Raw genomic sequence first — 12,967 nt, 5'->3', positions numbered from 1 at the left:
ACCATCTCTTGGAGGTGATCCCTTTAACGGAATTTATTACGCCGGCTGAAGCTGCTGACCTCTTACTGGACGGTCAGCGCCTGGGAATTAGCGGTTTTTCCGGCTTTGGCACGCCTGAAGCCATACTGGCTGCCTTAGGCGAACGGTATAAGCGGGAACAAAAGCCGCGGGACCTCATTCTTTGTAAGGCTGCCGGCGTTGGCGATTACCACGAACGGGGCGTCAATCACCTGGCTTTGCCGGGACTCGTAAAAAGCATTATTACGAGCTATATGGCCCAGGAACCGTCTCTGCGGGCCTTAGCTGACGCCAACGAGCTCAGTGTCCACATGGTACCCTTAGGCACGCTCACCAGCATGTACCGCGCGATGACCCGCAAGGACCCCGGCGTCTGGACCCGCGTTGGCCTTCATACCTTCGTCGATCCCCGCCTGGGCTGCGGCAAAGTAAATGAACGGGCCCGGCAGGAAGCAGATTTGTGTGAAGTCCGGTCCCTCGAAGGCAGGGAATATCTCTTTTACACGGCCTTTCCGTATTTCAACATGGTCTTTCTCCGCGGCACCTACGCCGATGCAGACGGCAATATTTCCTTTGAAAAGGAAGCTCTCCTGGGTGAACAGCTCGAACTGGCTGCAGCCTGTCGTTCCGGCGGCGGTACCGTCGTCGTCCAAGTAGAGAATATCGTTCCCAAGGGCAGTCTCGACCCGCGCTATGTCAAGCTACATCATGTGCTGGTAGATTACGTCGTCAAAGCGGACCCGGAGCAGCATCCCCAAAGCTTTGGTCACGATGGCTACTGGCCGGAACTGTGCGGCGAAGCTCGCAAGCCCCTCGTCGGTCTGGACCTGCTGCCCTTAGATGCCCGCAAGGTCTGCGCCCGCCGGGCAGCTATGCGCCTGGAAGAGGGCATGTTTGTCAACCTGGGTATCGGTATGCCTGAAGGTGTCGGCTCTGTTGCTGCTGAAGAAGGCATCGGCGACGTCGTCCTATCGACCGAATCAGGCGTCATTGGCGGCGTACCTCTGACGGGCCTCGACATGGGCGCCAGCATCAATCCTGAATGTATTAGCAGTATGCCGGCTATTCTCGATTTGTACGACGGTGGTCTCCTCGATATGGCCGTCCTCGGCCTGGCTGAAGTAGACCGGCACTGTAACATCAACGTTTCCCGCTTCCACGGTAAGTTTACGGGCCCGGGCGGCTTCATCGATATTTCCCAAAACGCCAAGCGCGTCCTCGTCATCGGCACCTTTACGGCCGGCGGACTGCAGGAAACCTTCCGCGATGGCAAGCTGGTCATCCTCAAGGAAGGGAAGTATAAGAAGTTCAAAAAGGAAGTCGAACAGATTACCTTCTCCGGTCCCTTTGCTTATGCACGCACGCAGGAAGTACAGATCATTACAGAACGGGCTGTCTTTAACAATACCAAAGACGGCCTGACACTCATGGAATACGCCCCGGGCATCGATATCGAACGGGACATTATAGGCCAGATGGAATTCCGGCCAAAAATTTCAAAGGATCTGAAAGAAATGGACAGCCGCCTCTTTAAAGAACCGAAGATGGGCCTTGGCTGCCACCACGTAGCAGAGGAGCTGCACAACTTCTTCTATTCAGATAAAGGAATGGAGTAAATTATGGAATATCGTATAGAAAAAGATTCAATGGGTGAAATCAAAGTACCGGCAGACAAGCTGTGGGGTGCCCAGACCGAACGGAGCCTGGAAAATTTCCGCATCGGTACGGAAAAGATTCCTCCGGAAATGGTCACGGTCTTTGCCTATTTGAAAAAAGCCGCCGCGCTGACCAATAAAGAGCTGGGCGAACTGACGCCCGATCTGGCCGACGCTATTGCTGCCGCCTGCGACGACGTTCTTGCCGGCAAGCTTGATGGCAATTTCCCTCTCGCCGTCTGGATGACTGGCAGCGGCACGCAGTTTAACATGAATATGAACGAAGTCGTCGCCCATCGGGCAGCCCAGATCCTGGCCGCAGCAGGGAAGGAAGCGAAGGTCCATCCGAACGACCACGTTAACCATTCCCAGAGCTCGAATGACACGTTTCCGACGGGCCTGCACATGGCAGGTGTATTACTCATCGAACAGCGCCTCTTTCCGGCTATAGATGCCCTCTACGGCGCTCTGCATGACAAGGAAGTAGCGTTTAAGGATATCGTCAAGATCGGCCGTACGCACCTCCAGGATGCTACACCTCTGACACTGGGCCAGGAATTTAGCGGCTGGGCCCGTATGCTCCAGCGCGACAAGGAAATGCTCACGCAAGGCATCGAGTACCTGCGGGACCTTGCCATGGGCGGTACCGCCGTCGGTACAGGCATCAATTGCCCGGCCGGCTACGACGTACGTTTTGCTGAAATCGTGAGCGCGCTGACAGGCACGACGTTCCACACGGCGCCCAATAAATTCCAGTCCCTTACGAGTAAGGATGAGCTGGTCGTCGTCCACGGCATGCTCAAAGCCCTGGCCTGTGACCTCATGAAGATTGCCAACGATATTCGCTGGCTTTCGTCAGGCCCTCGCTGCGGTATTGGCGAGCTCCTCATTCCGGAAAACGAACCGGGCAGCTCCATTATGCCGAGCAAGGTCAACCCGACGCAGTGCGAAGCTGTCACGATGGTGGCTGTGCAGGTCATGGGCAACGATGCCACTATGGGCATTGCCGCCAGCCAAGGCAATTTCGAGCTGAATGTCTTCATGCCCGTTATGGCCTATAATCTGATCCAGTCCATCCGTCTTCTCACAGACGCTATGGATTCCTTCCGCGTCCACTGCGTGACGGGTATCCGCCCCAATAAGGAACGGATCGACTACAACCTGCATCAGTCCCTCATCCTGGTCACGGGCCTCGTGCCCGTCGTAGGCTACGATAAGGCCTGCACCATCGCTAAGACGGCTGCCAAGGAAGGGAAGACCCTGCGCGAAGCAGCGATTGCCAGCGGCTGGGTCACGGCAGAAGAATTTGACGCCCACATGGACCCGGCCCGGCTTGCCGGCGTCCGGTAAGCAGTAAAAAACGCATTTTTCTCGTATCTTTGCTAGTCTATAAGCAGGGTTTGTGCTATGATAAACCTGAGCTTTGAAAAATTTCATTTCCCATCTTATGGAGGCGCACATAATGAAAGAATACAAACCATTTAAATCCGGTAAGGTCCGCGAAGTCTACGATATTGGCGACAGCATCATCATGGTCGCAACCGATCGTATTTCTGCATTCGATCACATTCTGAAAAACAAGATCACCCAGAAAGGCGCCGTGTTGACGCAGATGTCCAAATTCTGGTTTGATTTCACGAAAGACATTATCCCGAACCACATGCTCTCCGTAGATGTCAAGGATATGCCTGAATACTTCCAGCAGCCCCAGTTTGAAGGCAACAGCATGAAATGCCAGAAGCTGACCATGATTCCTATGGAATGCATCGTCCGCGGCTACATTACCGGCTCCGGCTGGGAAAGCTACCAGGAAAACGGCACTGTATGCGGTATCCAGCTGCCGGCAGGCCTGAAAGAATCGGAAAAACTGCCTGAACCGATCTTCACACCGTCCACCAAAGCTGAATTGGGCGAACACGACATGAACGTCAGCCTCGAAGAAGGTGCTGCCTTCCTCGACCAGACCTTCCCGGGCAAGGGCAAAGAATACGCCGAAAAGATTCGCGATTACACCATTGCCCTCTACAAGAAATGCGCCGACTACGCATTGTCCCGCGGCATCATCATTGCCGACACGAAATTTGAATTCGGCCTCGATGAACAGGGCAACATCATCTTAGGCGACGAAATGCTTACGCCGGACAGCTCCCGTTTCTGGCCCCTGGCTGGCTATGAAGCCGGCAAATCCCAGCCGTCCTATGACAAGCAGTTCGTCCGCGACTGGCTCAAAGCCAACCCGGACAGCGACTACCTCCTGCCTCAGGAAGTCATCGACAAGACCATCGAAAAGTACAAGGAAGCCTACGAACTCCTGACAGGCAAGAAGTTCTAAGCCTTTACAAGGAGAGCGTACTTATAGTATAATAAATGTTGTCGTACGGGCGCCGGGTGTCTCGAATCTCCGACGATCACGCAGCGCTTTGCGAATAGTATTTAAAAAAATGGAGGCATTACAATGTTAAGTGTTGAAGAAAAGAAAGAAATCGTAAGCAAATTTGGTGCAAATGAAAACGATACGGGTTCCCCGGAAGTACAGATCGCGCTCCTCACGAGCCGCATCCTTTACCTGACGGAACATCTCCGTAGCCACAAAAAGGATCATGCATCCCGTCGTGGCCTGCTGAAACTGGTTGGCCAGCGCCGTAACCTGCTCGCTTACCTGCAGAAACATGACCTCGATCGTTATCGCGCTATTCTCGAAAAACTGAACCTGCGTAAATAATCGCATACGTGTGAGGCTGATGTGTTGCACATCAGCCTCTTTTTTCAGAACAATTGTACGTGCATCAGGTTGGTAGGTTATAGGCCAGGAGCCCAGTGATGCGGCTTTTGACCTATGACCTACAGCCTGCATATAGATTGCAAGAACATTGCAAGGAGGATTTAAAAATATGGAAAAACAAGTATTCCAGATGGATTTTGCCGGCCGTCCCCTCGTCATCGAAGTAGGACAGCTCGCCAAACAGGCTAGCGGTGCCGCTTTGGTACGTTATGGCGATACAGCCGTATTCGTCACGGCAACGGGCTCTAAGGAAGCCCGGGAAGATGCAGATTTCTTCCCCTTGACTGTCGATTATGAAGAAAAAATGTACTCCGTAAGGAAGATCCCTGGCGGCTTTATCAAACGGGAAGGCAAACCGCCTGAATCGGCTACGCTTTTTGCCCGCCTCATCGACCGCCCGATTCGTCCGCTCTTCCCGAAAACATACCGCCACGACGTACACGTCGTCGCTTATGATTTCTGCGTAGACCACGACAATGCCCCGGAAATCGCTGCCATGATCGGCGCTTCCGTTTCCCTGTGCATGTCTCACATTCCCTTTGCCGGCCCGATCGCCGGTGTCCGCGTCGGCCGCGTTGACGGTAAGCTCGTTTGCAATCCGACTGTAGAACAGTCCGAAGCAAGCGATATGGACATTTGCGTTGCCGGCACGAAGGACGCCATCCTCATGGTAGAAGGCGGCGCCAAACAGGTTCCTGAAGCCGACATCCTCGATGCCATCATGTTTGCCCATGACGAAATCAAGAAGGTCGTTGAATGGCAGGAATCCTTCTTGCCTCAGATCAGCGTGCCGAAACAGGAGTTCGTCGAAAAAGAACCGCCTGCTGACATCGTCGAAGCCGTTCACGCTTATGGCGAAGACAAGATGAAGACGGCTATTTTCGACGCCGATAAGGTATCGCGCGAAGAAAAGATGAACACCGTCGAAAATGATATTTACGAACACTTTGCCGACATTTACCCGGACAACCAGGCCGATGTCGTTGAAATTACACAGAAAATGATCAAGGAAATCGTCCGCCACATGATCGCCGTCGACAAGATCCGTCCTGACGGCCGTAAAGTAGACGAAGTCCGCCCGGTCAGCTGCGAAGTTGGTCTCTTCAAACGGACGCACGGTACAGGCCTCTTCACGCGTGGCCAGACACAGGTCCTCAGCTTCTGCACGCTGGCACCGCTTTCGGAATGCCAGCACATTGATGGCGTAGGCCTGGAAACAGAACGGCGCTACATGCACCACTACAACTTCCCGAGCTTCTGCGTCGGCGAAACGAAATCGTCCCGCGGTCCTGGCCGTCGTGAAATCGGCCATGGCAAACTGGCTGAACGGGCACTCACACAGGTTATGCCGAGCGAAGAAGAATTCCCGTACGCTATCCGCGTCGTCTCGGAAGTCCTCGAATCGAACGGCTCGAGCTCCATGGGCAGTACCTGCGGCAGCACGCTGGCCCTCATGGATGCCGGCGTACCTATTAAAGCACCGGTTGCCGGTGTGGCTATGGGCCTTGTCACCAAAGGCGACGACTTCACAATCCTCACGGACATTCAGGGCATGGAAGATGCCTTGGGCGATATGGACTTCAAGGTTGCCGGTACGACGACTGGCGTCACGGCCATCCAGATGGATATTAAGATCAAGGGCCTGAGCCGGGAAATCCTTGAACAGGCTCTGAAACAGGCCCACGAAGGCCGTATGTTCATCATGGGCAAGATGATGGAAGCCATTGACGCACCGCGCCAGAATCTTTCCCAGTACGCACCGCGTATCATTACTATCCACATCAACCCTGATAAGATTCGCGATGTCATCGGGCCGGGCGGCAAGATGATCAAACAGATTACGGAAGAAACAGGCGCTAAGATCGATATTGATGATTCGGGCCTTGTATACATCGCTTCTGTAGAAGCAGCAGGCGGCGAAAAAGCCAAAAAATGGATTGAAGACCTGACCAAGGATGTCGTCGTTGGTGAAACCTACGTCGGCAAGGTAACACGCCTCATGGCCTTCGGCGCCTTCGTCGAAGTCCTGCCTGGCAAGGAAGGTCTCGTACATATTTCCCAGCTCGCTAAGGAACGCGTCGAAAAGGTAGAAGACGTCGTCAATGTAGGCGATGAAATCATGGTCAAATGCATCGAAATCGATGAAAAAGGCCGTATTAACCTGTCCCGCAAAGCACTCCTCGGTGGTGGTGACGGACCGGCCCACCACGGCAACAACCATGGCGGCCACGGCAACCGTCCCCGTCGTGACGACCACAAGCGCTAAGGTGACGCTATGCAGACACGGGGATTTGAAGTAGTGTCAGCCTATGCTGACCAAAATATACAGCTGCCTGTACGCAAAACTGCCGGCAGTGCAGGCTACGACTTGGCAGCGGCCCGGGACATCATCCTGGCGCCCCATGCTGTCACTGTCGTGCCGACAGGTCTGAAGGCTTTTATGGCTAAGGATGAATACCTTTCCATTTTCATTCGCTCCAGCCTGGCCTTTAAGAAGGGTATTATGCTGGCCAACGGTACGGGCATTGTCGATAGCGACTACTACAACAATGCCGATAATGAAGGCCACATTATGATTGCCTGCTACAACACGACAGATACGCCGTGCGCCCTGGAAAAAGGGGAACGCGTAGGCCAGGGGATTTTCATGGCCTATCTGACGGTCAACGATGACGCAGCCGACGGAATCCGCAGTGGCGGTATTGGCAGTACAGGAACGAAATAGACAAAAAAGGGCGCCGGCAGTGCAGACTGTTGCGCGCCTTTTTCGTTAGGGGGTAATACAGATGAGTATCAGCACAGAAACTTGTATCGAACGGAAAGAAATCATGAAAGGCCACGTCCTGCACGTGACCGTTGACAAGGTCTCCATCGACGACGGCCAAGGCGGCGCCCAGACGACATCGACGCGGGAAGTCGTTTGGCATAACGGCGCCTGCGCCATCGTCCCTGTCACGGACGACGGCAAAATCATCCTCGTACGGCAGTACCGCTATGCTGCGGCCCTGGCCATGCTGGAAGTACCGGCTGGTAAGATCGAGCACGACGGCGAATCGCCTGATCTCTGCGCCGCCCGCGAGCTAGAAGAAGAAACGGGCTTTAAAGCCGGGAATATGAAATCCTTAGGCTTTGTCTACACGTCGCCAGGCTTTTGCAACGAACGGATTTACCTCTATTTGGCAACGAACCTGCAAAAAGGGGAGCAGCACCTGGATGAAGATGAATTTATGAACCTCGAATACTACACGCCGGAAGAAGTGGAAGACCTCATCGACAGCAATGAAATCGTCGATGCCAAGACTATTGCCAATTTCCACAAGGCCATGAAATACTTGGCCAAACACTAAGAGGAGGGATTCTCATGCAATACAAGCGGATTATCGTCATTGTAACGGACAGCGTCGGTGCCGGCGACGCTCCCGATGCGGCAGCCTTTGGTGACGCCGGTGCCGATACACTGGGCCACATCGATGCCCATGTGCCCGGCGGCCTGCGCGTACCTCACCTGCGCAGCCTCGGCTGGGGTCAAATCGCCCATATTCATAGAGAAGACACGACGCTGCGCGGTGCCTACGGCCTCATGGAAGAACAGTCGGCCGGCAAGGACACGACGAGCGGCCATTGGGAATTTATGGGTAATATCGTAGAAACGCCCTTCCCGACCTTTGCCCATGCCTTTCCGCCGGACCTCCTCGCCGCCTTTACAGAAAAGACGGGCTACGATTACTTAGGCAACGAAATCGCCTCGGGCACGGAAATCATTGAACGCCTGGGAGCCGAACATTTCCGCACGAAGCTGCCCATTGTCTATACATCGGCAGACAGTGTCTTTCAGATTGCCGCCCATACAGATGTCATTCCCCTGGACGAGCTCTACCGCATTTGTGAAATCACACGTAACGAAGTATGCGTCGGCCCTTACGAGGTAGGACGCATTATTGCCCGGCCCTTCGTCGGCACCTTGGGTCACTTCGTACGTACTGGCGACCGCCGCGACTACAGCCGTCTGCCCAAGAAAAAGATGGTCTTTTCCTATCTTTCTGAAGCCGGCTACAGCGTCGTCGGTGTTGGCAAGATTGGCGATATTTACGCTCACATCGGCCTGACCGAATCGTATCACACGCCGGATAACGCCGCCGACATGGCCATGCTCACAGAGCAGCTCTTGGCCCACCGCGATAAGCAGGGACTCCTCATGGTCAACTGCGTCGATTTTGACAGTCAGTACGGTCACCGCCGCAACACAGCCGGCTACGCCCAGTGCCTGGAAGACTTCGATGCTATGCTCGGCGAACTCCTGCCTAAGCTCCAGGATGATGAACTGCTCATCATCACGTCGGACCACGGTAACGACCCGACCTGGAAGGGGACAGACCACACGCGTGAACGGGTACCCCTTGTGGCCTGGAGCCCGTCCTTTACGGGTCCTGTCGACCTGGGCATCCGCAGCACCTACGCCGATCTTGGCCAGACGATTATGGAAAACTTCGGCACAGGGACCCTCCCGGCCGGTACGAGTTTCTTGAAAGAATTGAGGTGAGACTATGTGGCCCATCGATTGCATCACACATAAGCGGGACGGCCTCGTCCTGCCCAAAGAAGAAATAGAACGTTTCATCGACGACTACGTCCACGGCCGTGTCGCCGATTATCAGGCGGCTGCTTGGTGCATGGCCGTCTACCTGAAGGGCATGACCGAAGAGGAAACAGCTGACCTCACCCTGGCTATGGCTCACAGCGGCGATATGGTCGATCTGTCGTCCCTTCCGGGCATTACCGTCGACAAGCACAGCACGGGCGGCATTGCCGATACGACGACCCTCATCGTAGCGCCCCTCGTGGCCGCTGCCGGCGTCCCCGTCGCCAAGATGAGCGGCCGCGGCCTGGGCTTTACAGGCGGCACCATCGATAAGCTCGAAGCCATTCCGGGCTTTCGCACGACCCTGACGGAAGACGAATTCCTGACTCAGGTCCAAAACGTGGGCATGGCCATCATGAGCCAGTCTGCCGACATTGCCCCGGCCGATAAGCTCCTCTATGCCTTACGCGACGCCACGGCGACAGTTGAAAGCCTGCCACTCATTGCCAGCTCCATCATGAGCAAGAAAATCGCTGCCGGCGCTAAGGCTATTGTCCTCGATGTCAAATACGGCGAAGGAGCCTTCATGAAAACCAAAGAGGATGCCCGTCATTTGGCTCATACTATGGTGCGCATCGGCCACCTCGTCGGCCGGCCGACTCATGCGGTTATTTCCTCTATGGAAGCGCCCTTGGGCACGGCCATTGGCAACAGCCTGGAAGTCGACGAAGCCATTGAAGCCTTATCCGGTAAAGGCGGCCGCCGTCTCATGGAAGTTGTCATGGCCATTGGCTCACAAATGCTCATCCTGGGCGACAAAGCCAAGGATGATGCGGACGCACGACACCAGCTGCAGGCACTCATCGATTCCCGCAAGGGCCTTGCCGTCTTCAAAGCCTTCGTCAAGGCCCAGGGCGGCAGCTACACGTGGATTGGCAAGCAGCCCCTTACGAACGCACCTGGCGTCTACACGGCAGTCTGCACAGATCAGGGCTGGATCAGCGCCGTTGACGGCCGCGGCCTCGGTGAAATCGCCATGTCTATGGGCGCCGGCCGGGCCCGCAAGGAAGACAGCATCGATCCTATGGTAGGCATCCGTCTCTACAAGGAATTGGGCGACCCGGTCCGTCCGGGCGAACCGCTCTTTACGCTTTATGGCAAGAGTGACGCCGACCTGCCGGCTCTGGCACAGCAGGCTGCCGGCCTGATCACGGTGACGCCGCAGCAGCCGGCCCACATCGATCCCGTCGTCAGCGAAATCATTACGGAATAATTTAAACGGAGACTTACATGAACGAGAAAAAACAACTGCCCGTCCAAAAGGGAAAATCCTATGAAATCGACATTGCCCGCCTGGGTACAGGGGGAGAAGGCATCGGACGCTATGAAGGCTTTACGGTCTTCGTGCCCTATGCCCTGCCGGGCGAACGCGTACGGGCCCGCATCGACCTGGTAAAGAAACAATACGCTACAGCCGCCCTGGAAGAAGTCATCAAACCTTCGCCGGACCGCGTCAAACCAGAATGTCCTGTCTACGACCGCTGTGGCGGCTGCCAGCTCCAGCACATGACCTATGAAGGCGAGCTGAAGGAAAAACGCCAGCAGGTACAGGATGCCATCGAACGCATCGGCCATCTCAAGGAGGTCACTATCCTGCCTACTCTCGGTGCTAAGACACCGTGGAACTATCGCAATAAAATGCAATTCCCTGTCGCCGCCGTAGGCAAACACAACGTCGCCATTGGCTGCTTTGCCGCAGCAACACACCAGGTCATCGACGTCAAAAATTGTGCCATCCAAAAAGAGCAAAACAACGTCATTGCCGGTGTCGTACGCCAGTGGATGAAGGATTTCAAGATTCCCGCCTATAACGAAGACCTGCGTACGGGCATCGTGCGCCACGTCATGGGCCGCGTCGGCGTCCATACGGGCGAAATCATGGTCTGCCTGGTCACAGCTGTCGATCAGGTACCGCACATGAAGGACCTGGTCCGCATGCTGCGCAGCCAGATTCCGGGCCTCACGAGCGTCGTCCAGAACGTAAACACGCGTCATACAAATGTCATCCTGGGACCGAAGACGCGCCTCATCTACGGCAAGAACACGATCCACGACTCCATTGGCCCCTTGACCTTCCACATCTCGGCCCAGTCCTTCTTCCAGGTCAACAGCGAACAGGCCCAGCGCCTCTACGAAACAGCCCTGGAATTTGCCGACCTCAAAGGCGGCGAAACCGTCGTCGACGTCTACTGCGGCACCGGCACGATCACCCTCTTTTTGGCCCAAAAAGCCAAAGAAGTCTTCGGTATCGAAATCGTCGCCCCGGCCATCCGCGACGCCGTCCGCAACGCCAAGGACAACCACGTCAAAAACACGCAATTCATCCTCGGCGACGCCGTCTACAAGCTGCCCGAGCTCATCCGTAACGGCATCCGCCCCGACGTCATCGTCCTCGACCCGCCCCGCGCCGGCTGTGGCGAACCCGTCCTCGCCGCCATTGCCCAAAGCAAACCCAAACGCGTCGTCTACGTTTCCTGCAACCCGGCCACCCTCGCCCGCGACCTGGCCTACCTGGACGAACACGGCTACAAGACAGAAAAAGTACAACCTGTCGACATGTTCAGCCGTACACACCACGTTGAGTGCGTATGTTTGATGTCTAGGACAGGGAAGTAAAAATACTGGAAAGTGTAGTAAATAAGCTGTTTCCGCGATTTTGAGATTGAAAATGAGAAGTTTAAAATCGGAGTTTCATCACTCCACGGGAACATATCGACGAAAGTTATTTTTTGATAGTTTAGACTGTGGATTGGATAAGGGGTTCATGAGTGTATGAGTTGGATGTTTTGAAAAAAATTGCCTGGTGAGTGAGTAGGTTGAATGTTGGTATAAAAAATTGCAAAATAAGATAACTAACATATCTGAAATATGTTAATATTTTTTTAGCCATGGTCTCGAATGTAAAAATGAATTAACAACGATAAAGAGATAAGGAGCAAGTGGAAATGTACAGAAAGGGGAGATTGCACCAATGAAATATACCGAAGAAATTTTGAAATCATGGACTTCACCGCTTTCTCAAACGGAAGAGCAGCGCGTGGAAAATACAGTCCTAATGATTAAAGATGCTGTCACATCGTATGACAAGTTGTCGGATTGTACGATGGAAATTTTTGCACAGGGATCTTATGCTAATAACACTAATGTTAGACAAAATAGTGATGTGGATATTTGCGTTATGCTGACGTCTACGTTTTTTTGCAATTATGTTGATGGCAAGACTGATATAGATTACGGATATACAGCTGGCTCAATTACATATTCTGATTATAAGTCCTATATTGTCGAAGCATTAAAGAAAAAGTTTGGAAACAATGTAGTTGCAGTTGGAAATAAGTCTATCGATATTAAATCGAACAGTTATCATGTAAATGCAGATGTTGTTCCTACTTTCCAATATAGAGATTTTAAAATTATTAGTAGCACAGATCCTATAAAATATGTAGAGGGCGTTAAGTACGTTGCAAGGGATGGTACAGAAGTAATTAATTACCCTAAAGACCACATCATTAATGGCAAGCAGAAGAATAATAACACTAACTATGAGTACAAGAAGCTCGTCCGAATTATGAAACATATACGCGATGATATGGTTGATGATGGAAAGACAGATGGAGATAAAATCACATCGTTTCTGATTGAATGCCTCGTTTGGAATGTGCCGAATGATACAATTACGGGTAGCAATACATGGGCAGGAACCGTTCAAAATGCTATCAGTCATTTATGGAATGACATTAAGGATGATAAGCACAAGGAATGGGGAGAAGTTAGTGAGAGATTGTATTTATTCCATTTTGCACGCAAATGGACGGCTGAAGGAACGAAAGATTTTCTTTACAACATGTATAATTACCTAGAGTTCAAGTGAGG

The 12,967-nt window shown here is 53.4% G+C and carries 11 protein-coding genes; all 11 read left to right on the top strand.

Annotated elements, in window-relative coordinates; translation table 11 throughout:
* The first annotated feature begins 14 nt into the window (after window positions 1–14).
* The 11 genes from PGX44_RS00155 to PGX44_RS00105 all read left to right on the top strand — a co-directional run bounded on the left by PGX44_RS00155 (window position 15) and on the right by PGX44_RS00105 (window position 12,965).
* A complete protein-coding gene (locus PGX44_RS00155; protein ID WP_498853765.1) occupies window positions 15–1,634 on the top strand; it encodes an acyl CoA:acetate/3-ketoacid CoA transferase in 1,620 nt (539 codons plus the stop codon).
* A 3-nt stretch (window positions 1,635–1,637) separates the two neighbouring features.
* Window positions 1,638–3,023 (top strand): class II fumarate hydratase, encoded by a 1,386-nt coding sequence (gene fumC, locus PGX44_RS00150; RefSeq protein ID WP_498853764.1) that lies wholly within the window; start codon window positions 1,638–1,640, stop codon window positions 3,021–3,023.
* A gap of 112 nt (window positions 3,024–3,135) precedes the next feature.
* Complete coding sequence (locus tag PGX44_RS00145) at window positions 3,136–4,005, top strand: phosphoribosylaminoimidazolesuccinocarboxamide synthase (protein ID WP_186501829.1); 870 nt, start codon at window positions 3,136–3,138, stop codon at window positions 4,003–4,005.
* 123 nt (window positions 4,006–4,128) lie between these two features.
* Window positions 4,129–4,395 carry a 30S ribosomal protein S15 gene (rpsO, locus tag PGX44_RS00140; RefSeq protein ID WP_186501828.1) on the top strand — a complete coding sequence of 89 codons (267 nt, stop codon included), beginning with the start codon at window positions 4,129–4,131 and terminating at the stop codon, window positions 4,393–4,395.
* A 169-nt stretch (window positions 4,396–4,564) separates the two neighbouring features.
* A complete protein-coding gene (locus PGX44_RS00135) occupies window positions 4,565–6,721 on the top strand; it encodes a polyribonucleotide nucleotidyltransferase (protein ID WP_498853763.1) in 2,157 nt (718 codons plus the stop codon).
* Between the two features lie 9 nt (window positions 6,722–6,730).
* A complete protein-coding gene (locus tag PGX44_RS00130; RefSeq protein WP_498853762.1) occupies window positions 6,731–7,180 on the top strand; it encodes a dCTP deaminase/dUTPase family protein in 450 nt (149 codons plus the stop codon).
* Window positions 7,181–7,241: 61 nt separating this feature from the next.
* Entirely contained in the window at window positions 7,242–7,802 is a 561-nt protein-coding gene (locus PGX44_RS00125) for an NUDIX hydrolase (RefSeq protein ID WP_289001789.1), read from the top strand.
* Window positions 7,803–7,816: 14 nt separating this feature from the next.
* A complete protein-coding gene (locus tag PGX44_RS00120; RefSeq protein ID WP_498853761.1) occupies window positions 7,817–8,995 on the top strand; it encodes a phosphopentomutase in 1,179 nt (392 codons plus the stop codon).
* Window positions 8,996–8,999: 4 nt separating this feature from the next.
* Window positions 9,000–10,307, top strand: coding sequence for a thymidine phosphorylase (locus tag PGX44_RS00115; protein WP_498853760.1), 1,308 nt, complete (start codon window positions 9,000–9,002; stop codon window positions 10,305–10,307).
* Window positions 10,308–10,324: 17 nt separating this feature from the next.
* Window positions 10,325–11,710: a 23S rRNA (uracil(1939)-C(5))-methyltransferase RlmD gene (rlmD, locus tag PGX44_RS00110; RefSeq protein ID WP_498853759.1), complete on the top strand. Its 1,386-nt coding sequence runs from the start codon at window positions 10,325–10,327 to the stop codon at window positions 11,708–11,710.
* 355 nt (window positions 11,711–12,065) lie between these two features.
* Window positions 12,066–12,965 carry a nucleotidyltransferase domain-containing protein gene (locus PGX44_RS00105; protein WP_498853758.1) on the top strand — a complete coding sequence of 300 codons (900 nt, stop codon included), beginning with the start codon at window positions 12,066–12,068 and terminating at the stop codon, window positions 12,963–12,965.
* Window positions 12,966–12,967: the final 2 nt, after the last annotated feature.

Origin of the sequence: Caecibacter sp. AF58-12pH5A (genome assembly GCF_027681725.1) — a bacterium.
Classification (GTDB): domain Bacteria; phylum Bacillota; class Negativicutes; order Veillonellales; family Megasphaeraceae; genus Megasphaera; species Megasphaera hominis.
This window is presented reverse-complemented; position numbering and strand designations above follow the sequence as displayed.